This window comes from Georgenia thermotolerans (assembly GCF_009193185.1).
GTDB lineage: Bacteria > Actinomycetota > Actinomycetes > Actinomycetales > Actinomycetaceae > Georgenia > Georgenia thermotolerans.
The window spans coordinates 62170-85800 of the sequence record NZ_VUKF01000008.1 but is presented as its reverse complement, the minus strand read 5'-3'; the positions used below and the strand labels follow the sequence as shown (position 1 = coordinate 85800).

At 73.1% G+C, this 23631-nt stretch carries 17 protein-coding genes and 1 tRNA gene; 5 read left to right on the top strand and 13 right to left on the bottom strand.

What is annotated here, in order from left to right; all coding sequences use genetic code 11:
* Positions 1-2: 2 nt before the first annotated feature.
* Positions 3-2696 carry a DNA polymerase I gene (gene polA / locus GD970_RS05555; RefSeq protein ID WP_226925178.1) on the bottom strand — a complete coding sequence of 898 codons (2694 nt, stop codon included), beginning with the start codon at positions 2694-2696 and terminating at the stop codon, positions 3-5.
* Positions 2697-2930: 234 nt separating this feature from the next.
* Between polA and GD970_RS05550 the strand changes: the two genes are divergently transcribed.
* From GD970_RS05550 to GD970_RS05530, 5 genes are all read left to right on the top strand, one after another.
* Positions 2931-3356 (top strand): hotdog fold thioesterase, encoded by a 426-nt coding sequence (locus tag GD970_RS05550; protein WP_152201775.1) that lies wholly within the window; start codon positions 2931-2933, stop codon positions 3354-3356.
* A gap of 168 nt (positions 3357-3524) precedes the next feature.
* On the top strand, positions 3525-4973 hold the full coding sequence (locus GD970_RS05545; RefSeq protein ID WP_152201773.1) for a branched-chain amino acid ABC transporter permease: 1449 nt from the start codon (positions 3525-3527) through the stop codon (positions 4971-4973).
* Between the two features lie 14 nt (positions 4974-4987).
* Positions 4988-5974, top strand: a complete 987-nt coding sequence (locus GD970_RS05540; RefSeq protein WP_152201770.1) for a branched-chain amino acid ABC transporter permease — start codon at positions 4988-4990, stop codon at positions 5972-5974.
* On the top strand, positions 5964-6845 hold the full coding sequence (locus tag GD970_RS05535) for an ABC transporter ATP-binding protein (protein ID WP_152201768.1): 882 nt from the start codon (positions 5964-5966) through the stop codon (positions 6843-6845). Before GD970_RS05540 ends, GD970_RS05535 begins: the two co-directional genes overlap by 11 nt.
* Before the next feature lie 10 nt (positions 6846-6855).
* Positions 6856-7659 carry an ABC transporter ATP-binding protein gene (locus GD970_RS05530; protein ID WP_152201766.1) on the top strand — a complete coding sequence of 268 codons (804 nt, stop codon included), beginning with the start codon at positions 6856-6858 and terminating at the stop codon, positions 7657-7659.
* Positions 7660-7789: 130 nt separating this feature from the next.
* Here the strand turns inward: GD970_RS05530 and GD970_RS05525 are convergent, their stop codons facing one another.
* The 12 genes from GD970_RS05525 to GD970_RS05470 form a co-directional block, all read right to left on the bottom strand.
* Positions 7790-9055, bottom strand: a complete 1266-nt coding sequence (locus GD970_RS05525; RefSeq protein WP_152201763.1) for an ABC transporter substrate-binding protein — start codon at positions 9053-9055, stop codon at positions 7790-7792.
* A gap of 245 nt (positions 9056-9300) precedes the next feature.
* On the bottom strand, positions 9301-9918 hold the full coding sequence (locus tag GD970_RS05520) for a response regulator (RefSeq protein WP_193314890.1): 618 nt from the start codon (positions 9916-9918) through the stop codon (positions 9301-9303).
* Positions 9919-10093: 175 nt separating this feature from the next.
* A tRNA-Leu gene (locus tag GD970_RS05515) sits at positions 10094-10175 on the bottom strand.
* Positions 10176-10276: 101 nt separating this feature from the next.
* Entirely contained in the window at positions 10277-11701 is a 1425-nt protein-coding gene (pyk, locus tag GD970_RS05510; RefSeq protein WP_152201761.1) for a pyruvate kinase, read from the bottom strand.
* A 153-nt stretch (positions 11702-11854) separates the two neighbouring features.
* Positions 11855-13333: a glutamate synthase subunit beta gene (locus tag GD970_RS05505; protein WP_152201758.1), complete on the bottom strand. Its 1479-nt coding sequence runs from the start codon at positions 13331-13333 to the stop codon at positions 11855-11857.
* Positions 13326-17894 carry a glutamate synthase large subunit gene (gltB, locus tag GD970_RS05500; protein ID WP_152201756.1) on the bottom strand — a complete coding sequence of 1523 codons (4569 nt, stop codon included), beginning with the start codon at positions 17892-17894 and terminating at the stop codon, positions 13326-13328. The genes GD970_RS05505 and gltB overlap by 8 nt, the downstream gene beginning before the upstream one ends.
* Positions 17895-18488: 594 nt before the next feature.
* The gene (lgt, locus tag GD970_RS05495) at positions 18489-19610 is read right to left on the bottom strand and encodes a prolipoprotein diacylglyceryl transferase (protein WP_152201835.1); all 1122 of its coding nucleotides are present in this window, start codon (positions 19608-19610) and stop codon (positions 18489-18491) included.
* 45 nt (positions 19611-19655) lie between these two features.
* Positions 19656-20483: a tryptophan synthase subunit alpha gene (gene trpA / locus GD970_RS05490; protein ID WP_152201753.1), complete on the bottom strand. Its 828-nt coding sequence runs from the start codon at positions 20481-20483 to the stop codon at positions 19656-19658.
* Between the two features lie 2 nt (positions 20484-20485).
* Positions 20486-21844 (bottom strand): tryptophan synthase subunit beta, encoded by a 1359-nt coding sequence (trpB, locus tag GD970_RS05485; protein WP_152201750.1) that lies wholly within the window; start codon positions 21842-21844, stop codon positions 20486-20488.
* On the bottom strand, positions 21841-22656 hold the full coding sequence (trpC, locus tag GD970_RS05480; RefSeq protein ID WP_152201748.1) for an indole-3-glycerol phosphate synthase TrpC: 816 nt from the start codon (positions 22654-22656) through the stop codon (positions 21841-21843). The genes trpB and trpC overlap by 4 nt, the downstream gene beginning before the upstream one ends.
* Before the next feature lie 149 nt (positions 22657-22805).
* Positions 22806-23168, bottom strand: coding sequence for a DUF4190 domain-containing protein (locus GD970_RS05475; RefSeq protein WP_152201745.1), 363 nt, complete (start codon positions 23166-23168; stop codon positions 22806-22808).
* On the bottom strand, positions 23168-23449 hold the full coding sequence (locus tag GD970_RS05470) for an HGxxPAAW family protein (RefSeq protein WP_152201743.1): 282 nt from the start codon (positions 23447-23449) through the stop codon (positions 23168-23170). The genes GD970_RS05475 and GD970_RS05470 overlap by 1 nt, the downstream gene beginning before the upstream one ends.
* Positions 23450-23631: the final 182 nt, after the last annotated feature.

The window sequence follows — 23631 nt, the reverse complement described above, 5'->3', positions numbered from 1 at the left end:
GCTCAGTGGGCGGCGTCGCGCCAGGAGCGGCCGGTGCCCACGGAGACGTCGAGCGGGACCGACAGGTCGGCGGCCGAGCCCATCTGCTCGCGCACGAGGCGCTCCACCTGGGCGGCCTCCCCTGGGGCGACCTCGAGCACGAGCTCGTCGTGGACCTGCAGCAGGATCCGCGAGGCGAGGCCGGCGTCGTCGAGGGCGCGCTGGGTGTTGACCATGGCGACCTTGATGATGTCGGCGGCCGAGCCCTGGATGGGGGCGTTGAGCGCCATCCGCTCCGCCATGTCGCGGCGCTGCCGGTTGTCGCTGGTCAGGTCCGGCAGGTAGCGCCGTCGGCCCATGATCGTCTCGGTGTAGCCGGTGCGCCGCGCCTGGTCGACGACGCTGCGCAGGTAGTCCCGCACCCCGCCGAACCGCTGGAAGTAGCCCTCCATGAGGTCCCGGGCCTCGGCGACGTCGATCTTCAGCTGCCGCGAGAGCCCGAAGGCGCTCAGCCCGTAGGCGAGGCCGTAGCTCATCGCCTTGATCTTGCTGCGCTGGGCCGGGGTGACCTCGTCGGTGGGCACGCTGAAGACCCGGGACGCGACGAAGGAGTGCAGGTCCTCCCCGGAGCGGAAGGCCTCGATCAGCCCGTCGTCGGCGGACAGGTGCGCCATGATGCGCATCTCGATCTGGGAGTAGTCCGCGGTCAGCAGGGTCTCGAACCCCTCCCCCACGACGAAGCCCTCGCGCAGGCGCAGCCCGTCCTCGGTGCGCACCGGGATGTTCTGCAGGTTGGGGTCGGTGGAGCTGAGCCGGCCGGTGGCGGCGATGGTCTGGTGGAAGGTGGTGTGGATGCGCCCGTCCGGGGAGACCGACCGCAGCAGCCCCTCGGCCGTCTGGCGCAGCCGGATCTGGTCGCGGTGCTCGAGGAGGTGCTGGAGGAACGGGTGCTGGGTCTTGGCGTAGAGGTCCGCCAGGGCGTCGGCGTCGGTGGTGTAGCCCGTCTTGGTCTTCTTCGTCTTGGGCATGTCGAGCTCGCCGAAGAGGACCTCCTGCAGCTGCTTGGGGCTGGAGAGGTTGACCTCGTGGCCGATCGCCTCGAACGCCTGGGAGGCGGCCAGCTCCACCGCGTGGTCGAACCCGGCCTGGAGCTCCTCGATGTTGGGCACGTCGGCGGCGATGCCGACCTTCTCCATCCGCTCGAGCACGCGCTGCACGGGCAGCTCGAGGGACTCGAGCAGGTCGGCCGCGCCCCGGTCGGCGAGCTCGGTGCGCAGCGCCGCGGTCAGCTCCACCACGGCGCTGGCCCGCACGCCGCCCCGGGTGTCGGCGGTCGCGCCGTCCAGGTCCAGCACGCCCTGGCCGCCGGGCTCGTCCTCGTCGCGCAGCTCCCGCCGCAGGTGACGGATGGTGAGGTCGGGCAGGGCGTAGCGACGCTGGTCGGGGTGGCACAGGTAGGCCGCCAGGGCGGTGTCGAAGACGATGCCCTCGAGCCGCAGCCCGCGCCCGTCGAGGGCGTGCCAGGCGAACTTCGCCTCGTGCAGGGTCTTCGGCTGCGCCGGGTCCGCCAGCCAGGCGGCCAGCACCTGCTCCTCCTCGGCGGGCAGGGTGGTCAGGTCCACCGCGACGGCGTGCCCCTCGCCGTCGGCGACGGCCAGCGCCCAGGCGTCCCCGGTGCCCTGCGCCGCGCTGCCGGTGACGTCGACCCCGAGCAGCGCGCCGCGCCGGGCCTCGAGCCAGGGGGCCAGCCCGCCGGGCAGCGCGTCCAGCGCCACCACGTCGACGTCGAGCCCCTCGGCCGGCTCGGTGGTCTCCTCCTCGGGGAGAGTCTCGAACAGGCGCTGGCGCAGCGTGTCGAACTCCAGGGCGTCGAAGACCCGGTGCACCTCCTCGCGGTCGAGCGGGCGGCGGGAGAGGTCGTCGACGGCGAGGGGCAGCTCGAGGTCGGTGAGCAGCCGGTTGAGGCGCCGGTTGCGCAGCACGAGGTCGAGGCTGTCGCGCAGGTTCTGCCCCGCCTTGCCGCCGATGAGGTCGACGTTGGCGATGACGTTCTCGAGGCCGTCGTACTGGTTGATCCACTTCGCGGCGGTCTTCGGGCCCACGCCGGGCACGCCGGGGAGGTTGTCGCTGGTCTCGCCGACCAGGGCGGCGAGGTCGGGGTAGCGCGCCGGGCCGACGCCGTACTTCTCCAGCACGGCCTCGGGGGTCATCCGGGACAGGGTGGACACCCCGCGGACCGGGTAGAGCACGGTGACCTGGTCGGTGACGAGCTGGAAGGTGTCGCGGTCCCCGGAGCAGATGAGCACCTCGAGCCCGTCGGCCTCGGCCTGGGAGGCGAGGGTCGCGAGGATGTCGTCGGCCTCGTAGTTGTCCTTCTCGAGCACCGGCACGTTCATCGCGTGGAGGATCTCCTGGATGAGCGGGACCTGGCCCTTGAACGGCTGGGGCGTGGCGTCCCGGGTGCCCTTGTACTCGGCGTACTCCTCGGTGCGGAAGGTCTGGTCCGACACGTCGAAGGCAACCGCCAGGTGCGTGGGCCGCTCGTCGGCGAGCAGCTTGATCAGCATCGACAAGAACCCGTAGACGGCGTTGGTGACCTGACCGGTCTTCGTCGAGAAGTTCTCCGCGGGCAGGGCGTAGAAGGCCCGGAAGGCCATCGAGTGGCCGTCGATGAGGAGGAGGCGCGGCGGCTGGTTGTCGGTCTGGCTCTCGGTCACGACAGACACCCTAAGTGCCCGCACCGACACCGACCCGCACGGCGTGGCGGCGCGGACGCGCGGGCGAGGGCGCCGGATGCGGGAGCGGGCGCGCGGCCCGGCACGGGTGGGAGGCCGCCGGAAGCGCGGCACGGCGCGGGTGTAAGGGCTCCGGCGCGCGGGACGGCGCGGGCGAGGAGGCCGCGGGCCCGGCGCCTGGCGGGGTCCGGCCCGCCACGGTGACACCCTGGTGCCATGACCGACGACACGCTCCTCGCCCGCCTGCGGGCCCGCATCCCCGGCACCCTCATCGAGCGGCTCGGCATCGAGCTGCTCGAGGCCGCCCCCGGCCACGTGGTCGGCCGCATGCCGGTGGCCGGCAACACCACACCCGCCGGGCTGCTGCACGGCGGGGCGAGCGCGGCGCTCGCCGAGACCCTCGGCTCCCTGGCCGCCACCATCCACGCCGGGCCCGGACGCGCCGCCGTCGGCACCGAGCTCAACGCCACCCACCACCGCGGCGGCCGGGACGGGTACGTGACCGGCACGGCCCGGGCCCTGCACGAGGGCCGGCGCACCGCGAGCTACCAGATCGCCATCGTCGACGAGGCGGACCGGCGGGTGTGCACCGCCCGGCTCAGCTGCATGTTCGTCGACGCCGGGACCGCGCCGGCGTCCTGAGCCGGAGGAGCGCCCGGACCGGCGCCGGGGCGGCGCCAATACGGCGCCCCTCGTCCGGAGGACGGCAGGTCGTGTGGCGAACGTCACACTCATGTCCCCGGTGTCCTCTAGGCTCACCACCACTCGGGCGGCCGAAACCCGAGCGAGCCGACAGGACGGAGGCCCCCGGTGACATCCGGTGCCGCTCCCACCCGCGCCCGCCGCACGACCCCCGCCCTGCTCCTCACGCTCCTCGTCGCCGCGTTCCTCGGCCTGACCTCGCTGGCGTGGGCGGGCCCGGCGGCCGCCGCCGCGGGGGCCGGGTGCACACCGGACGCCGCCACCGGGTGCCTGGGCGGGACCATCCGCACCGCCGCGGGCCAGCCGGCCGTCGGCGTCGTCCTGAAGATCGAGGGCGCGGGCGGTGCCGTCGAGGCGACCACCGACGACGCCGGCCGGTGGACCGCTGCGGTCACGTCGCCGGGGCAGTACACGGTCTCGCTGGACACCGCGACGCTGCCGGCCGGTGAGTCCCTGCGCGACCCGGGCAACAACCCGCGCACCGTGACGGTGGAGCTGGGCAGCAGCGCCGGCGCCCTGTTCCCGCTCGGCGGGGCCGGCGGCGCGGCGGCACCGACGTCGCCGTCGGCGACGGCCACGGCGACCGGCAGCGACGGAGGCCCGACGACCGAGGCGGGCACCGCGGGCGGCGAGGCCGACGTCTCCGCCGAGAGCGCCGCCGCCGCCGGCGCCTCCACCACCGAGCGGGTCGTCCAGCTCGTCGTCAGCGGGCTGATCTTCGGCCTGCTGCTCGCCCTGGCCTCGGTGGGGCTGTCCGTCATCTACGGCACCACCGGCCTGAGCAACTTCGCGCACGGGGAGCAGGTGACCCTCGGCGCCCTGCTCGCCTACCTGTTCGCCCAGCCGCTGGGCCTTCCCCTGCCCGTCGCGGGAGCCCTCGCCGTCGTCGCCGGGCTGGCGTCCGGCTACCTGCAGGACCGCGCGATCTGGGGTCCGCTGCGCCGCCGCGGGGTGGGCCTGACCCAGCAGCTCATCGTCACCATCGGCTTCGCCCTCGCCCTGCAGTACGCCTTCAACCTCTTCGCGGGCGGCGGGGTGCTGCGCATCGTCACGTCCAACCCGCACGTCCTCCAGCTCGGCCCGGTCCGGCTGACCGTCCAGTCCGCCGTGTCGGTGCTCATCGCCGTGCTGGTCCTGACGGCGGTGGGGTACGTGCTCACGAGCACCCGGATCGGCCGGGCGACCCGGGCCGTGGCCGACAACGCCGCGCTGGCGGCGGCCTCCGGCATCGCGGTGGACCGCATCATCCGGCTCGTGTGGACCACCGGGACCGGGCTGGCCGCGCTGGGCGGGGTGCTCCTCGGCCTCTACCTCAGCGCCACGCGGTGGAACATGGGCACCGCCCTGCTGCTGCTGATGTTCGCGGCCGTGACCCTGGGCGGTCTCGGCACCGCGTTCGGCGCGCTCATCGGGTCGCTGGTCATCGGCCTGGTCGTCGAGCTGTCGACGCTGTTCATCCCGAGCGACATGCGCTACGCCGCCGCCCTCCTCATCCTCATCCTCGTCCTGCTGCTGCGGCCGCAGGGAATCCTCGGCCGCACCGCCCGGGTCGGGTAACGGAAGGGTTGGTCATGGACTGGTCGAACCTCCTCACCAACGTCGCCGGCGAGCTCTTCGCGCCCACGACCGCGGCGTTCGCGCTGGCCGCCATCGGGCTGAACGTGCACTTCGGGCTCACCGGCCTGCTCAACATGGGCCAGGCCGGCTTCATGCTGCTCGGCGCCTACGGCTTCGCGATCTCCACCATCGCGGGCTGGCCGCTGTGGACCGCCGTCCTCGTCGCCGTCGTCTGCGCCGTGGGGTTCGCGGTGCTCCTGGGCATCCCTACGCTGAAGCTGCGCGGGGACTACCTGGCGATCGTGACCATCGCCGCCGCGGAGATCGTCCGCATCGTCGGCCGGTCCACGGCCCTGTCGGACCTCACCGGCGCCTCCAACGGCCTGCTGGGCAACTCGTTCAAGCACACCTTCCAGGACGCCTCGCCGTTCCCGGACGGCACCTTCGCCCTCGGGCCGTTCAGCTACGCGCTCAACGCCTCCAACAGCTGGTGGCTGCGGCTGGTCGCCTGGGTCGTCGTCGCCCTCGCCTGCCTGCTCGTGTGGCGGCTGATGAGGAGCCCGTGGGGCCGGGTGCTCAAGGGCATCCGGGAGGACGAGGACGCCGTGCGCTCCCTGGGCAAGAACGCCTTCGCCTACAAGATGCAGGCCCTCGTGCTCGGCGGGGTCCTCGGCGCCCTGGCCGGCATCCTGTTCGTCCTCCCCCGCGCGGTCCAGCCCGACGCCATGGGCCGGCCCACGACGTTCTGGGTGTGGACCATCCTGCTGCTCGGCGGCGCCGCGACGGTGTTCGGCCCGATCCTCGGCTCGATGCTGTTCTGGTCGGCCCTCATGCTCATCAAGTCCGTGATGCGCCAGGTGGTGCCCCCGAGCTTCATGTCGGTCGCGGAGATCGAGGCGTTCGGCTGGATCGTGGTCGGGGTGACCCTGATGCTCCTCATCATCTTCCGACCACAGGGCATCCTCGGGGACAAGAAGGAGCTGGCGATCAATGCCCGTTGAGACGACCACGGCGGCCACGTCCGCGCCCGCGCCGGACCTCGCCGGCGCCGCGCACGTCCCCGGCGCCCCCAAGGCGGACCCGATCCTCGTCGCCGACGACGTCACCCGGGCCTTCGGCGGCATCGCGGCCGTCGACGTCGCCCACCTCGAGGTGCCCCGCCACGCCATCACCGCCCTGATCGGGCCCAACGGGGCGGGCAAGACGACCTTCTTCAACGTCCTCACCGGCTTCGACCGGGCCGACTCCGGCCGGTGGACCTTCGACGGGCAGCCCGCCGAGCGCCTCGGCGCCGCCCGCGCGGCGCGCGCCGGCATGGTGCGCACCTTCCAGCTGACCAAGGCCCTCAACCGGATGAGCGTGCTGGAGAACATGCGCCTCGGGGCGTCCGGCCAGCCGGGCGAGAAGCTCGCCGTCGCGCTCGCCGCGCCGCTGTGGCGGCGCCGCGAGCGGGAGATCACCGACAAGGCGATGACGCTGCTCGAGCGGTTCCGCCTCGACGCCAAGAAGGACGACTTCGCCGGCAGCCTCTCCGGCGGGCAGCGCAAGCTCCTCGAGATGGCCCGGGCCCTGATGAGCGACCCGAAGCTGATCATGCTCGACGAGCCCATGGCGGGGGTGAACCCGGCCCTGACCCAGTCCCTGCTCGGGCACATCCGCCAGCTCCGCGACGAGGGCATGACCGTGCTGTTCGTCGAGCACGACATGCACATGGTCCGCCACGTCTCGGACTGGGTGGTCGTCATGGCCGAGGGCCGCATCGTCGCCGAGGGGCCGGCCCGCACGGTCATGCACGAGCAGGCGGTGGTCGACGCCTACCTCGGCGCCCACCACGACACCGACCTCGGCGACGACGCGCTGCTCGAGGACTGAGGAGGCCCCGATGACCACCACCGTCAGCGCGACCGACCCGCACGCCGGCGCACCGGCCGGCGAGCCGCTGCTGCTGGCCGACGACGTCGTCGCCGGCTACCTGCCCGGCGTGGACATCCTGCGCGGGTGCAGCCTGGCCCTGCACCCGGGTGAGCTCGTGGGCATCATCGGCCCGAACGGGGCCGGCAAGTCGACCCTGCTCAAGGCGCTGTTCGGGCTCGTGCACGTCCGCGCGGGCTCGGTCACGCTGGCCGGGGAGGCCATCACCAACCGGCGCGCGGACACCCTCGTGCACCGCGGGGTCGGGTTCGTCCCGCAGAACAACAACGTCTTCCCGTCCCTGACCATCGAGGAGAACCTGCAGATGGGGGTCTTCCAGGCCCCCCGGCGCTTCGCCGAGCGGTTCGACCGGATCGTCGACATCTTCCCCACCCTGGGCGAGCGGCGGAAGCAGCGCGCGGGGTCGCTCTCGGGCGGGGAGCGGCAGATGGTCGCCATGGGCCGGGCGCTGATGATGGACCCGCAGGTGCTCCTGCTCGACGAGCCCTCCGCCGGCCTCTCCCCCGTCCGCCAGGACGAGACCTTCATCCGCACGCGCAAGATCAACCGGGCGGGCGTCTCCATCGTCATCGTCGAGCAGAACGCCCGGCGCTGCCTGCAGATCTGCGACCGCGCCTACGTCCTCGACCAGGGGACCAACGCTTACTCCGGGCGGGGCCGGGACCTCATGGACGACCCCAAGGTCATCGAGCTGTACCTGGGCACCCTGGCGGCCGACGTCGACCGCGCCGACGCCGAGGACGCCGGCGCCTGAGCGAGCCCCGGCGCCGTCGCACGCGCCTGGTCGGCTCCGCGGCCCTCGCCCTGTCCCCGGACGCGACGCAGGGGCCCGGCGGGAGTGCCGAGCCCCTGCGCGCCGTGGGCGGACCCGAGGGTCGCCGTCGTCAGCCGGCGATCTTGCCGTACTCCACCCGCTGGAAGGAGTTGTTGTTCTCGCCGTCGAACAGGTAGATGCCGATGTTCGCCGCCGAGGGGTCGTTCTCGGCGTTGAACGGGCCGACTCCGGAGACCGCCTTGTACGTGATGTCCTTGCCGTCCTGGAGAAGCTTGGCGCACTCCTCGAAGCCGGTGCACTCGTCCCCGCCGTCGGCACCGGAGACGGCGGCCATGTTCTCCTGGATGGTCGGGCCGTCGTTGGCCTTCCCGCGCACCGCCGCCAGGGCGATGAGCATGGCCGCGTCGTAGGACTCCGCCGCGTAGTTGAAGTCCTTCAGGCCCGCGTCGACCTCCTTGAGCCGGCTGCGGAACTCCTCGCTGGGGAACACGCCCGGCTGGGTGCCCTGTGCGCCCTCGAGGGTGCCGGGGTCGAACTGGTCGCCGAAGTTCTGCAGGTTGCCGTCGACGAAGTACGTCTTGGACATGTCGAAGCCCTGGTTGACCAGCTCCTGGATGATCAGCGGCGTCTGCGTGGTGAAGGCGATCATCGCGATGGCGTCGGGCTGGGTGGCCAGCGCGTTGCCCACGATGGTGGAGAAGTTCTGCTCCGTCGGGTCGAACTCCTGCCCCGACTTGCCGTAGGTCACCGTGCCGCCGGCGGTCTCCACGACCTTCTGGACCACGTCGCGCAGCCCGGTGCCGTAGTCCTCGTTGAACACGAGGATGCCGACGTTGGCGGCACCGTCGCTGACGATGAGGTTGCCCAGCACGTCGCCCTGCACGGTGTCCGGCGGGGCCGTGCGGAAGAAGAACTTGTCGTACCCGGACAGCTTCGCCGCGGTGTTCGCGGGCGAGACCATGACGATCTGGGCGCCGACCACGTCGTCGATGACGTTGAGCGTGACCTGGGAGGAGGCGGCGCCGACCAGGGCGGAGATCTTCTCGCCCGTCAGCTCGGTGACGGACTGGGTGGCCACCTGCGCGTTGTCCGCGTCGGAGGAGTCCTTGTGGCTGACCTTCACGTCGGCGCCGTTGACGCCCCCGGCCGCGTTGATCTCCTTGACGGCGAGGTCCACGCCCGCGATCTCGGGCGGGCCGAGCTGCGAGAGAGACCCGGTCTGGGGCAGGAGCGTGCCGATGAGCAGGCCCCCGCCGGCCGCGTCGCCGTCGCCGGTCGCCCCGGTGTCCCCGCCCCCCGACCCGCAGGCCGCGAGGGTCAGCGAGAGCGCCGCCACCACGGCCAGCGAGCGGAGGCCTGTCTTCCTGCGAGTCATGCCGTCTCCTTCGTCTCCCGAGTGCGGCGCGTGCCCGCGGGCCCCTGTGCCCGGCGCGGGCCCCTGCGCCCGTTCGCGCCAACGTATTGACGAGGGGCGTCCGTGTCAGGGGGATCCGGCCCCGTAATGTCACAGAACGGTCACGATTGTGGCGCGCATCACACTTGAGCCGTGTCGCCGGGGACGGCGACGGCCCGCTTCCCAGGGGAAAGCGGGCCGTGCGAGAAGCCGGAGGCGTCCGGGCGCTACTTGGCGCCGACCTGCTCGATGACGGCGTCGGCGACCTCGCGCATCGTCAGGCGGCGGTCCATCGAGGTCTTCTGGATCCACCGGAAGGCCTCGGGCTCGCTCAGCCCCATCTTGGTCATGAGCAGGCCCTTGGCGCGGTCCACGCGCTTGCGGGTCTCGAACTGCTCGGCGAGCGAGGCGACCTCGGCCTCGAGCGAGGTGATCTCCTGGTGGCGGGAGATGGCGATCTCGACCGCGGGCAGCAGGTCGGCCGGGGTGAACGGCTTGACCACGTAGGCCATGGCGCCGGCGTCGCGGGCCCGCTCGACGAGCTCCTTCTGGGAGAAGGCGGTCAGCATGACCACGGCGCAGGTGCGGTTGCCGATGATGCGCTCGGCGGCGGTGATGCCGTCCATCACGGGCATCTTGACGTCCATGACGACGACGTCGGGCTCGAGCTCGGTGGCCAGCGCGACGGCCTGCTCGCCGTTCGCGGCCTCGCCGACCACCTCGAAGCCGGCCTCGGTCAGGCTCTCCACGATGTCGAGCCGGATGAGGGTCTCGTCCTCGGCGACGACCACGCGCCGGCGGACGGTCGGCTCCTCCTCGGTGCCGGCAGCCTCGGGGCCGGGCAGGTCGATCGGGGCGGTGCCACCGTCGGGGGCGGTCGTCGTCTCGTCAGGGGCCTCGCTGCGCTTCTTCGTCGTCACGAGGGTCAGCCTATAGCGCCGATCCGCGCCCAGGCCTGCGCGAACGGCGCCACGTGACGCGTTCAACAACCGCCACGTGACGGGTGCAACAAGGTCGCGGTGCTCCCGGCGGGACTCGAACCCGCACGCCTCGCGGCGCCGCATTTTGAGTGCGGTGTGTCTGCCGATTCCACCACAGGAGCGAAGGCGGGCATCAGGGTACCGTGCCCGCGCCGTCGGCTCGGACGCCGTCCGAGCACGCGGCGGCGGGCGGCGCACCCGCGCCGCCCGCCGCCGTCGACCGTCAGGCCTTGGTGTAGGTCTCGCCGATCTTGTGCACGCGGATGGAGTTGGTCGAGCCGACCTTGCCCGGGGGCATGCCGGCGACGATGACGACCCGGTCGCCCTCCTCGGCCAGCCCGGTGGTCTGCAGGAGCTGGTCGACCTGGTTGACCATGTCGTCGGTGTGGCTCACCGGGGGCACGGTGTAGGTCTGCACGCCCCAGCTGACCGCCAGCTGGTTGCGCACGTCGGTCGACGGGGTGAAGGCCAGCAGCGGGATGGGCGAGCGCAGCCGGGACATGCGGCGGGCGGAGTCACCGGACTGGGTGAAGGTGACGAGGTACTTCGTCTCGAGCATCTCGCCGATGTCCGCGGCGGCCTTGGTGATGACCCCGCCGCGGGTGTGCGGGCTGGAGCCCAGCGGGGCGATCCGCTCGCCGCCGTTCTCCTCGGTGTTCTCCACGATGCGGGCCATGGTGCGCACGGTCTCGATGGGGAACTCCCCGACCGAGGTCTCGCCGGAGAGCATGACCGCGTCGGCGCCGTCGAGGATGGCGTTGGCGACGTCGGAGGCCTCGGCGCGGGTGGGCCGCGGGCTGGTGATCATCGACTCGAGCATCTGGGTGGCGACGATGACGGGCTTGGCGTTGCGCCGGGCGAGCTCGATGGCGCGCTTCTGCACCAGCGGCACCTGCTCGAGCGGCAGCTCGACGCCGAGGTCGCCGCGGGCGACCATGACGCCGTCGAACGCGTCGACGACCTCGACGAGGTTCTCCACGGCCTGGGGCTTCTCGATCTTGGCGATGACCGGGACCCGGCGGCCCTCCTCGTCCATGATCGCGTGGACGTCCTCGACGTCCGCGGCGGAGCGCACGAAGGACAGCGCGATCATGTCGGCGCCGACGTTCAGGGCCCAGCGCAGGTCCTCCTTGTCCTTCTCGGACAGGGCGGGCACGGACACGGCGACGCCGGGCAGGTTCAGGCCCTTGTGGTTGGACACCGGGCCGGGCACCTCGACCCGGGTGACGACGCGGGGGCCGTCCACCTCGAGGACGCGGACGGCGACCTTGCCGTCGTCGATGAGGATGCGGTCGCCGGGGTTGGCGTCGCCGGGCAGGCCCTTGTACGTGGTCGAGGCGATCTCGGCGTTGCCCGGGACGTCCTCGGTGGTGATGGTGAAGGTGTCGCCCTCGCGGAGGTTCACCTTGCCGTCGGCGAAGTTGCCCAGGCGGATCTTCGGGCCCTGGAGGTCCACCAGGACGGCGACGGCGCGGCCCGAGGCCTGCGCGGCGGCCCGCACGTTGCGGTACACCGCCTCGTGCTCCTCCACCGCACCGTGGGAGCGGTTGATCCGGGCGACGTCCATGCCGGCGTCCACCAGCTCCTGGACCTTCTCGGGGGACTCGGTGGCGGGGCCGATGGTGCACACGATCTTCGCTCTACGCATGGGGCCCAGCCTAGGGCCTGGCGGTCCCGGGCCGCCCGTGCGAGGTCCCAGTGGTGCCGCTCACCGGTGTGCTGCGCGCCGGGTGCGCCGACGGCCCGGCGCCCCCGGACTCGCGGGGGGCCGGGCCGTGCGGAGCGGGCCGGGCGGGCCAGGTCAGACCGACACCGACACCGTCGAGGGCAGGATCGGGGCCGGAAGCTCGGTCTCGCCGCGCAGGTAGGCGTCGACGGCGGAGGCCGCCGAGCGGCCCTCGGCGATGGCCCACACGATGAGCGACTGGCCGCGCCCGGCGTCGCCGGCGACGTACACCCCCGGCACGGAGGTGGCGAACGTCTCATCGCGCACGACGCGCCCGCGCGCGTCCAGCTCGACGCCCAGCTGCTCGACGAGCCCGCCGGCGGGGACGCCGGTGAAGCCGAGCGCGAGGAGGACGAGCTGGGCGGGGATGATCCGCTCGGTGCCCTCGATGGGCACGGCCTGCCCGGAGGTGCGGTCGACGTCGACGAGGCGCAGGTGGGTGACCTGCCCCTCCCCCGCCGAGCCGTCGGAGAGGAACTCCACGGTCGAGGAGCCGTACACGCGCTCGCCGTTCTCCTCGTGCGAGGTCGAGACCCGGTAGACCTTGGGGTAGGTCGGCCACGGCTGGTTCGCCGGGCGCTCCTCCGGCGGGACGGGGTTGATGTCGATCTGCACGACCGAGCGGGCCTGCTGGCGGGTGGCGGTGCCCAGGCAGTCCGAGCCGGTGTCGCCGCCGCCGATGATGACCACGTCCTTGCCGGTGGCGAGGATCTGGTCGGGCACCTCCTGGCCCGCGACCACCCGGTTGGCCTGGACGAGGTAGTCCATGGCGTAGTGGATGCCACCCAGCTCGCGCCCGGGGGCGGGCAGCTCGCGGGGCACGGTCGAGCCCATGGCGAGGATGACGGCGTCGTACCGCTCGCGCAGGTCCTGCCCGCTGAGCGACCCCGCGCCGCCGACGTCCACCGACGGGCGGAAGCGGGTGCCCTCCGCCTCCATCTGGGCGATGCGCCGGTCCACCTGGGCCCGGTCCATCTTGAAGTCGGGGATGCCGTAGGTGAGCAGGCCCCCGATGCGGTCGTCGCGCTCGTAGACCGCCACGGTGTGCCCGGCGCGGGTGAGCTGCTGGGCGGCGGCCAGCCCGGCGGGCCCGGAGCCGATCACCGCGACGGTGGAGCCGGTGAGCCGCTGGGGGATCTGCGGGCGGATGAGGTCGCGGTCCCAGGCGTTGTCGGCGATGGACTGCTCGATGTTCTTGATCGTCACCGGCGGCTGGTTGATGCCCAGCACGCACGCCGTCTCGCAGGGGGCGGGGCACAGCCGCCCGGTCCACTCCGGGAAGTTGTTCGTCGCGTGGAGCCGCTCGATCGCCCCGGCCCAGTCCTGGGTGCGGGTGAGCTCGTTCCACTCGGGGATGAGGTTGCCCAGCGGGCAGCCGTTGTGGCAGAACGGCACCCCGCAGTCCATGCACCGGGCGGCCTGGCGCACGAGGGCGGGGGCGTCCTCCGCGCGGCGCTCGTAGACCTCCTTGCTGTCCATGATCCGCACCGGCACCGGCCGGCGGCGGGGCAGCTCCCGCTCGCGGTACTTCAGGAAACCCTGGGGGTCAGCCACGGGAAGCCTCCATGATGTTGGCCCACACGTCCGGCGAGCTCGGGTCGAGGCCGTCCTCGGCCGCCTTGACCAGGGCGGCGGAGACGGCGGCGTACTGGCGCGGGAGCACCTTGGTCAGGCGGGCGTCGAGGGCGTCGAGGTCCGCGAGGAGCTCGGCCGCCACGGCGGAGTCGGTCAGCTCGAGGTGCCGGCGGAGCAGGTCGACGACGATCGCGTGGTCCTCGGCGTCCAGCGCGGACAGGATCAGCTCGCCGGAGGCCAGCGCCGGGGCGTTGACCTGGGCGGTGTCGAGGTCGAGGACGTAGGCGGTGCCACCGGACATGCCGGCGCCGAGGTTGCGCCCGGTGGGGCCCAGGACGAGCAGCGTGCCGCCGGTCATGTACTCGGCGGCGTGGTCGCCCACGCCCTCGACCACCAGGGTGGCCCCGGAGTTGCGGACGGCGAAGCGCTCCCCAGCGCGGCCGCGGAGGTAGATCTCCCCCGACGTCGCGCCGTAGGCGATGACGTTGCCCGCCACCACGTTGTCCTCGGCGGGGAAGATCGCCCGCGCGTCGGGGCGGACGACGATCCGCCCGCCGGAGAGGGACTTGCCCACGTAGTCGTTGGCGTCGCCGATCAGGCGCAGCGTGATGCCGCGGGGCAGCACCGCGCCGAAGGACTGCCCGGCCGAGCCGCGCAGGGTGACGTCGATCGTGCCGTCGGGCAGGCCCTCGGCGCCGTACCGCTTGGTCAGCTCGTGGCCGAGCATCGTGCCCACGGTCCGGTTGACGTTGCGCACCGGCAGCTCGATCCGCACGTGCTCCCCGCCCTCCAGGGCCGGGCCGGCCAGGCGGATGAGCTCGTTGTCGAGCGCCTTCTCCAGGCCGTGGTCCTGGGCGCGGGCGTGCCGCCGCGCCGAGCCGGGCCGGGGCTCGACCGGCGCGAGCAGCGGGCCGAGGTCGAGGCCGGACGCCTTCCAGTGCTCCACCGCCTCCACGGCGTCGAGCAGGTCGACGCGGCCGACGGCCTCGTCGATCGAGCGCAGGCCCAGGGCGGCGAGCAGCTCGCGCACCTCCTCGGCGATGAACTCGAAGAAGGTCACCACGTGCTCGGCCTTGCCGGTGAACCGCTTGCGCAGCTCGGGGTTCTGCGTGGCCACGCCCACCGGGCAGGTGTCCAGGTGGCACACCCGCATCATGATGCAGCCCTCGACCACCAGCGGGGCGGTGGCGAAGCCGAACTCCTCCGCCCCGAGCAGGGCGGCGACGATGACGTCGCGGCCGGTCTTCATCTGCCCGTCCGCCTGGACCACCACGCGGTCGCGCAGGTCGTTGAGGACGAGGGTCTGCTGGGTCTCGGCCAGGCCGATCTCCCACGGGGCGCCCGCGTGCTTGAGGGAGGTGAGCGGCGCCGCGCCGGTGCCGCCGTCGTGCCCGGAGACCAGGACGACGTCGGAGTGCGCCTTGGCGACGCCGGCGGCCACCGTACCCACGCCGATCTCGCTGACCAGCTTGGTGTGGATCCGCGCCGCCGGGTTGGCGTTCTTGAGGTCGTGGATCAGCTGGGCGAGGTCCTCGATGGAGTAGATGTCGTGGTGCGGCGGCGGGGAGATGAGCCCGACGCCGGGGGTGGAGTGCCGGGTGTGGGCCACCCAGGGGTAGACCTTGTGCGCGGGCAGCTGGCCGCCCTCGCCGGGCTTGGCGCCCTGGGCGATCTTGATCTGGATGTCGTCGGCGTTGGTGAGGTAGTCCGCGGTCACGCCGAAGCGGCCCGAGGCGACCTGCTTGATGGCCGAGCGGCGGCGCGGGTCGTGCAGCCGGTCGGTGTCCTCCCCGCCCTCGCCGGTGTTCGACTTCCCGCCGAGCATGTTCATGGCGATGGCGAGGGTCTCGTGCGCCTCGGCGGAGATGGAGCCGTAGCTCATCGCGCCGGTGGAGAACCGCCTGACGATCGCGCTGACCGGCTCGACCTCCTCCACCGGGACCGGGTCGTGTGCGCCGGTCTTGAGCCGCAGCAGCCCGCGCAGCGTCATCAGCCGCCGGGACTGCTCGTTGACGCCCTCGGTGTACTTGCGGAAGACGTCGTAGCGCCGCGTCCGGGTGGAGTGCTGGAGCCGGAAGATCGTCTCGGGGTCGAACAGGTGCGGCTCGCCCTCCCGGCGCCACTGGTACTCCCCGCCCATGCGCAGGGTGCGGTGGGCCGGGGAGATGCCCGAGTGCGGGTAGGCGGTGGCGTGGCGGGCGGCGACCTCGGCGGCGATGACGTCGAGGCCGACGCCGCCCAGCGGGGTCGGCGTGCCGGTGAAGTAGGCCTCCACGAGGTCCTCGGACAGGCCGATCGCCTCGAAGACCTGGGCGCCGCGGTAGGAGGCCACGGTGGAGATGCCCATCTTCGACATCACCTTGAGCACGCCCTTGCCGAGCGCCTTGATGAGGTTGGCCACCGCCTGCTGGGGGGTGACCCCGCGCACGACGCCGGAGCGCACCAGGTGCTCGACGCTCTCCATGGCCAGGTAGGGGTTGACGCAGGCGGCGCCGTAGCCGATGAGGAGGGCCACGTGGTGGACCTCGCGCACGTCGCCGGCCTCGACGATCAGGGAGATCTTCGTGCGGGTGCGTCGGCGCAGGGTGTGGTGGTGCACGGCCGAGGTGAGCAGCAGCGACGGGATCGGCGCGAGGGCCGCCGTCGACTCCCGGTCGGAGAGCACGATGATGTTGTGGCCCTGCTCGATGGCCGCGTCGACCTCGGCGAAGATCTCCTGCAGCCGCGCGTGCAGCGCGGCGCCGCCGCCGGCCACCGGGTAGAGCCCGGAGATCGTCACGGCGGAGAAGGCGTGGCCCTTGCGGGGGGTCTTGCCGATGTGGGTGATCTTCGCGAGCTGGTCGTTGTCGATGGTCGGGAACGGCACGACGAGCTTGCGGGCGTGCTCGGGGCCGTCGACGAGCAGGTTCGGCTCCGGGCCGATGGCCCCGCCCAGCGCGGTGACGAGCTCCTCGCGGATGGCGTCCAGCGGCGGGTTGGTCACCTGGGCGAAGAGCTGGGAGAAGTAGTCGAACAGCAGCCGCGGGCGCGCGGAGAGCACGGCCACCGGGGTGTCGGTGCCCATCGAGCCGATCGCCTCGGCGCCGGTGGCGGCCATCGGGGCGAGCAGGACCCGCAGCTCCTCCTCGGTGTAGCCGAAGGTCTGCTGGCGGCGGACCACCGACAGGCGCGAGTGGTCGACGTGGTCGCGGTCGGGCAGGTCCTCGAAGAAGATGAGGCCCTCGTCCAGCCACTGCTGGTAGGGGTGCTGCTCGGCCAGGCCGCGCTTGATCTCCTCGTCCTCGACGATGCGGCCGGAGCCGGTGTCGACGAGGAACATCCGGCCCGGCTCGAGCCGGCCCTTGCGCACCACCGTGGCGGGGTCGAGGTCGAGGACCCCGGACTCCGAGGCGAGCACGACGAGCCCGTCGGCGGTGACCCAGTAGCGCCCGGGGCGCAGGCCGTTGCGGTCCATGACGGCGCCGATGAGGGTGCCGTCGGTGAAGGTCATGGCGGCCGGACCGTCCCACGGCTCCATGAGGGTGGAGGCGTACTCGTAGAACGCCCGCAGCCCCGGGTCCATCGAGTCGTGGTTCTGCCACGCCTCGGGGATCATCATGAGCACCGACTCCGGCAGCGACCGGCCGGCCAGGTGGAGCAGCTCGAGGACCTCGTCGAAGGTGGCCGAGTCCGAGGCGCCCGGGGTGCACACGGGCAGCAGCGGGGCGAGGTCGCCCAGCGCGTCGGAGGCCAGCACGCCCTCACGGGCGGCCATCCAGTTCCGGTTGCCGCGCACGGTGTTGATCTCCCCGTTGTGCGCCACCAGCCGGAACGGCTGGGCCAGCGGCCACGACGGGAAGGTGTTGGTCGAGAAGCGCGAGTGCACCAGGGCCAGCTCGCTGGCGAACCGCTCGTCGGACAGGTCCGGGAAGAACGGGCGCAGCTGGGCGGTGGTGAGCATGCCCTTGTAGACGAGGGTCCGCGAGGACAGCGACGCGAAGTACAGGCCGAGCTCGCGCTCGACGCGCTTGCGCACCCGGAAGGCGAGCCGCTCCAGGGCCAGGCCGCTGCTGGCGCCGTCGGCGAGGAAGAACTGCCGGAAGGCCGGCATGGTCTCCAGGGCGCTGGGGCCGATCATCGACGCGTCGACCGGCACCTCGCGCCATCCGAGCACCCCCAGGCCCTCCTGGGCGGCGATGGCCTCGATGCGGCGCACCGCCTCGACCCGCTCGGCCTCCGCCTCGCCCCCGGGCAGGAAGGCCGTGCCGACGGCGTAGGCGCCGGCGGCGGGCAGGTCGAAGGCGACCACGGCGCGCAGGAAGGCGTCGGGCACCTGCGTGAGCAGGCCGGCGCCGTCGCCGGTGTTCTCCTCGGCGCCCACCGCGCCGCGGTGGTCGAGGTTGGTCAGGGCGGTCAGCGCCGACTCGACGATGTCCCGCCCCGGGCTGCCGCGCAGGGTCGCCACGAAGGCCACGCCGCACGCGTCGTGCTCGTTGGCCGGGTCGTACAGACCGTGGCGGGCCGGGGGGTGAAACGGACTGGGCGCCTGAGCTGGTTCCATCCGCGTGTCGTCCTCACCGCGAAGACCCGAGACGGACCCCCGCTTCGTTGAGCTGAGTGGTGGTTGGGTCGCCGTCGTCCCGATGGTGGCGCGATATTACTGCCAGATGACCCGGAGGTAACACGACCTGTCCACATTCTTGACACTTGGCCGCCCGCGGCCGCGGACAACGCGTCCAGACAAGCCGCGAGGGTGGGGGCTGTCAAGCGGCGCGGGGCCCGCCGCTGTCAGGGCTGTCAAGGCTGTCGAGGAGGGTGTGGCCGCCGGCGCCCCCGGGCCGAGCCAGCACGTTTCGCCCCTGCCGGCGGCACTTCGGGGACATCGGTTGCCCAGTTCGCTGGCGAGCGCCGCGGTCCGGGGCCGAGGCAGCGGGCTGGGCACCCCAGCCAGCCGGTATGCACCCAGGCAGCGGGGTCGTCACTGCTGGGCAACGCGACGCCGCTAGCTCGGTGCCCCTCCCTGCTGGCTCGCCACGGCGCGCGGGCGCATCGGTGCCGGACGTCGCTGGCTCGACGCCGCGGAGGTGGATCCCACGGCTGTGGAACCGCCGCGTCACGTGGGCCGCGGGGTTGGCCGCAGGCGCCGACGACGTTCTCAGGCGCGGCCGGGGACGTCCTCGTCGGCCGGCGCGGAGGGGACGTGCTCGTCGTCGGCGGACCGGGCCGTGCTGGCCAGGCGCTCCCCGTCCGATGCCTGCGGGCCGCCTGCGGCGCTGTCCGCTGCGTCCGCGGCGCCAGGCGCGGACGCGTCGCCCGGTGCACGGGCGTCCTGCCCGTCTTCGGATGCCGAGGCCGGCGCGGGTCGCTCGGCCGCGACGGTGCCGGTCGGGGTGGGCGCCTGCCCGTCGTCGGCCCCGGGGACGGCCTCGTCGACCGGCTCCCGGCCGGGCAGCCAGAGGTTCTCGGGTACCCCGCGGGTGCGCCGGCCGATGACGACGAACAGGGCGAGGGCCACGAGGAAGATGAGGATCGACGTCCACACGTTCAGGCGCAGGCCCAGGACGATCTCGGCGGTGTCGATGCGCAGGTGCTCGATCCACACCCGGCCCAGCGTGTAGAGCATGACGTACAGCCAGAACACCCGGCCGTGGCGCAGCCGGAAGCGGCGCTCGGCCCACACCAGCACCCCCACCATGGCGAGGTTCCACACCAGCTCGTAGAGGAACGTCGGGTGGAACAGGGTGCCGGAGGGATACCCGGGGACCAGGTGGGCGTCGTCGATCTGCAGCCCCCACGGCAGGGTCGTGGGCTTGCCGTAGAGCTCCTGGTTGAAGTAGTTGCCCAGCCGGCCGATGGCCTGGGCGACGAGCAGCCCGGGCGCGAGGGCGTCGGCGAACGGCGCCAGGCGCAGCCCGCGGCGGCGGAGCCCGAGCCACGCCCCCACCGCGCCCAGCGCGACCGCGCCCCAGATGCCCAGCCCGCCGTTCCAGATCGCGAAGGCGTTCCAGGGGTTGCCGCCCGGGCCGAAGTACGGCTCCGGGGTGGTGAAGACGTGGTACAGCCGCGCCCCCACGATGCCGAACGGCACCATCCAGAACACGACGTCGATGGCGGTGTCCTTGGGCCCGCCCTTGGCGGTGTAGCGCCGGTCGAGGATCCACCAGGCCGCCACCCCGCCAAGCAGGATCGCCAGCGCGTAGGCGCGCACCGGGAGCGGGCCCAGCTGCCAGACCCCCTGGGGCGGGCTGGGCAGGGCGGCGAGGACGGCGGAGGTCAGCACCCGTGCAGACTATCCGCTCGCCGCCCCTGCCCTCGCCGGCCGTCAGCCGCCGTGCGCGCCGGTGGCCAGCTCCTGGGCGAGGGCGCTGAGGTCCCGCAGCCCGGCGCCGGTGTCGCCGTCGGGGCGCATGAGGGTCCGCACCAGCGCCGAGCCGACGATGACGCCGTCGGCGTACTCGGCGATCTCGGCCGCCTGGTCCCGGTTGGACACCCCGAGGCCCACGCACACCCGCGGCTCCCCGCCGGCCTCCCGGGTGCGGGCGACCAGCCCGCGCGCGTGGGTGTCCACGGCGGTCCGGGCGCCGGTGACGCCCATGGTGGACGCGGCGTAGACGAACCCGCGGCAGGCGCCGGCGGTCAGCCGCAGCCGGGCGTCGGTGGAGCTGGGCGCGACGAGGAAGACCCGGTCGAGCCCGTGGGCGTCGGAGGCGGCGATCCACTCGCCCGCCTCGTCCGGGATGAGGTCCGGGGTGATGAGGCCGGCCCCGCCCGCCGCGGCCAGGTCGCGCGCGAAGCGGTCCACGCCGTAGCGGTACACGGGGTTGTAGTAGGTCATGACGAGCACGGCGGCGCCGGTCGCGGCGACCTGCTCGACGGCGCGCAGCACGTCGGCGGTGCGGGTGCCGCCGTCGAGCGCGGCCTGGGTGGCCTGCTGGATGGTCTCGCCGTCCATGCCCGGGTCGGAGTAGGGCAGCCCCAGCTCGATGACGTCGGCGCCGGCCGCGACGAGCTCGCGCGCGGCCCGGATGGAGGTGTCGACGTCGGGGAAGCCGACCGGGAGGTAGCCGATCAGCGCCGCTCCCCCGCGGGCCTTGGCGGCGTCGATCGCCGCGGCGGTCTTGGACGCGGTCGTCGCGCCGGTGGTCGTCATGCTCACAGCTCCACGCTCCCGGTGGCCTCGTACCCCGCGCCGTCCACGGCGCCGGTCTTCGCCGCGTCCTCGGGCCCGGCGGCCTCGGGCACGGCGCCGTCGTGCTCGTCGGCGTCGAGGAGGTGGAACCAGGCCGCGGCCGTCTCCACGTCCTTGTCCCCGCGCCCGGAGAGGTTGACCAGGATGGTCGGGGCCGGCTGCCCGGCGGCCTTGGCCTCCCTCCCGATGCGGATGGCGCCGGCGAGGGCGTGGGCGCTCTCGATGGCCGGGATGATGCCCTCGGTGCGGCACAGCAGCCGGAAGGCCTCCATGGCCTCGCTGTCCGTGACGGGCAGGTACTCGGCGCGGTGGATGCTGGCGAGCCAGGAGTGCTCGGGGCCCACCCCGGGGTAGTCCAGGCCGGCGGAGATGGAGTGGGACTCCACCGTCTGGCCGTCCTCGTCCTGGAGCAGGAAGGTGCGCGCGCCGTGCAGCACCCCGGGGGTGCCGCCGGTGATCGAGGAGGCGTGCCTGCCGGTCTCCACGCCGTCGCCCGCGGCCTCGAGGCCGACCAAGCGGACGCCGTCGTCGTCGAGGAAGGCGTTGAAGATGCCGATGGCGTTCGACCCGCCACCCACGCAGGCGCACACGACGTCGGGCAGCTTGCCGGTGAGGTCGAGGACCTGCTGGCGGGCCTCCTCGCCGATGACCTTCTGCAGGTCGCGGACCATCGCGGGGAAGGGGTGCGGGCCCGCGGCGGTGCCGAAGATGTAGTTGGTGGTCTCGACGTTGGTCACCCAGTCGCGGAAGGCCTCGTTGATGGCGTCCTTGAGGGTGCGCGAGCCGGTGGAGACGCCGATGACCTCGGCGCCGAGCAGGCGCATGCGGGCGACGTTGAGCGCCTGGCGGCGCATGTCCTCCTCGCCCATGTAGACGGTGCACTCCAGGCCGAGCAGGGCCGCGGCGGTGGCGGTGGCCACCCCGTGCTGGCCGGCGCCGGTCTCGGCGATGACCCGCTTCTTGCCGACCTTGCGGGTCAGCAGCGCCTGGCCCAGGACGTTGTTGATCTTGTGCGAGCCGGTGTGGTTGAGGTCCTCGCGCTTGAGGATGACCCGCGCGCCGCCGGCGTGCTCGGCGAAGCGCGGCACCTCGGTGATGATGCTGGGCCGGCCGGTGTAGGTGCGGTTGAGGTGGTCCATCTCGGCGAGGAACGCCGGGTCGGTCTTGAGCTCCTCCCAGGCGGCGGTGAGGTCGTCGAGCGCCGCGACGAGCGCCTCGGCGACGAACCGGCCACCGAAGTCGCCGAAGTAGGGGCCGGGGGCCTCGGCGAGGTGCGCCGGGGGCGTGACCGGCGCCGCGCTGTCGGTGTGCTGCTCGCTCACTTGCGCACCGCCCGCAGGGAGGGGTGGGAGCCGGCGGCGACCATGTCGGCCACCGCCTGGCGGGGGTTGCCGGTGGTCACCAGCGCCTCGCCCACCAGGACGGCGTCGGCCCCGGCGCGGGCGTAGTCGAGCACGTCGTGCGGGCCGCGGACGCCGGACTCGGCGACCTTGATGACCCCGCTGGGCACGACGTCGACGACCTGGCTGAACACGGCGCGGTCGACGGTGAGGGTGTGCAGGTTGCGCGCGTTGATGCCCAGGACGCGGGCGCCGGCATCGAGCCCGCGCTGCGCCTCCTCGCGGTTGTGGGCCTCGACCAGCGCCGTCATGCCCAGGGAGTGGACCCGCTCGATCAGCGAGACGAGGACCTCCTGCTCGAGGGCGGCGACGATGAGGAGCACGAGGTCCGCGCCGAAGGCCCGCGCCTCCCACACCTGGTAGGGGGTGACGACGAAGTCCTTGCGCAGCACGGGGACGTCCACCGCCGCGCGCACGGCGGCGAGGTCCTCCAGGGAGCCGCCGAAGCGGCGCCGCTCGGTCAGGCAGGAGATCACGCTCGCCCCGCCGGCCTCGTACTCCGCGGCGAGGCCCGCCGGGTCGGCGATCTCGGCCAGCGCGCCCTTGGACGGGCTCGAGCGCTTGACCTCCGAGATGATCGTCACCTCGCCGTGCTCGCCGCGCAGCGCAGCCACGCCGTCCTTCGCGCCCACCTGGCGCTGCGCCATCTCCTTGAGGACGTCCAGCGGGCGCTGTGCCTCGCGCTCGGCGAGGTCCTCACGGACCCCGGCGACGATGTCTTCCAGCACAGTCACGGTGCCGTCTCCCCTCGTTGTCGTCGCGCCCATCGTAGGCCGGGCCGCCGACACCCCCGGACGGCGTCCGCAGTGGGGGACGCCGGGCCGCCTCCCTCGGGTACGACGACGCCCCGCCCGGACGTCCGGGCGGGGCGTCGCGGTGGGCGTCAGAGGGACTCGAAGCCCGACGTCTCGTACGTGCTGAGGAAGGCGGCGAGCCCGATGATGACCAGGATGCCGAGCACGATCTGGACCGCGCCGACGACGATCGCGGCGATCGACATGCCCCGGTTGGTCGCCCGGCCGGCGTTCGCGGCGCGCAGGCCGAGGATGCCGAGCACGAGTCCGACGATGCCGCCGAAGCCGGCGACGATGTTGAGCACGGGGATGAAGGAGCCCACGATGCCGACGATCGAGGCGATCAGCCCGATGTTGCCGAGGTTGTTCTTCTCGGCCGTCGGCCCGTAGGCGGGGGTGCCGTACGGCTGGCCGTACTGCTGGGCGGGGTAGGGCTGGTGCTCCCCCGCCATCAGGCGGAGTACCAGTCGCGCTCGTCGCCCTGGACGGCGGCGGGCGCCGGCTGGCCCATGCCCATGCCGCGCATGATCACGCTGAGGACGACCGAGCCGACGGTGACGACGACCCCCACGATCACCACGACCTGGTTGCTCATCATCAGGCCGAGGCCGGCGAGCAGGAAGCCCAGGCACACGCCCCACATGAGGACCCACGCGGCCTTCGTCCGGCCGTGGTTGGCGAACGGCGAGGCCGGGGGCAACGTGTAGGTCTGCGGTTCGGGTGTCTGCGGCATCTCTTCTCTTCCCTTTCGCGGGCTGTCGGCGGTATGAGGCTCACCCTAGCGGGAAAGCGCGGCTGCTCGCCGCGCCGGACCATGCGCGCGCCCGCCTCACGGGACCTCGTGCGTCGCGGCGTGACGAGCCGGCACCAGAGCGGCGAAACAGGAGCTCGGCCAGTCAGCGGCCGATCGGCAGC

Bases quoted from the DNA above. Each gene is read 5' to 3' on its own strand.
- GD970_RS05550 (WP_152201775.1), top strand. From the start codon at position 2,931: ATGACCGACGACACGCTCCTCGCCCGCCTGCGGGCCCGCATCCCCGGC.
- GD970_RS05540 (WP_152201770.1), top strand. From the start codon at position 4,988: ATGGACTGGTCGAACCTCCTCACCAACGTCGCCGGCGAGCTCTTCGCG.
- GD970_RS05535 (WP_152201768.1), top strand. From the start codon at position 5,964: ATGCCCGTTGAGACGACCACGGCGGCCACGTCCGCGCCCGCGCCGGAC.
- GD970_RS05530 (WP_152201766.1), top strand. From the start codon at position 6,856: ATGACCACCACCGTCAGCGCGACCGACCCGCACGCCGGCGCACCGGCC.
- GD970_RS05525 (WP_152201763.1), bottom strand. From the start codon at position 9,055: ATGACTCGCAGGAAGACAGGCCTCCGCTCGCTGGCCGTGGTGGCGGCG.
- pyk (WP_152201761.1), bottom strand. From the start codon at position 11,701: ATGCGTAGAGCGAAGATCGTGTGCACCATCGGCCCCGCCACCGAGTCC.
- gltB (WP_152201756.1), bottom strand. From the start codon at position 17,894: ATGGAACCAGCTCAGGCGCCCAGTCCGTTTCACCCCCCGGCCCGCCAC.
- trpA (WP_152201753.1), bottom strand. From the start codon at position 20,483: ATGACGACCACCGGCGCGACGACCGCGTCCAAGACCGCCGCGGCGATC.
- GD970_RS05475 (WP_152201745.1), bottom strand. From the start codon at position 23,168: ATGGCGGGGGAGCACCAGCCCTACCCCGCCCAGCAGTACGGCCAGCCG.
- GD970_RS05470 (WP_152201743.1), bottom strand. From the start codon at position 23,449: ATGCCGCAGACACCCGAACCGCAGACCTACACGTTGCCCCCGGCCTCG.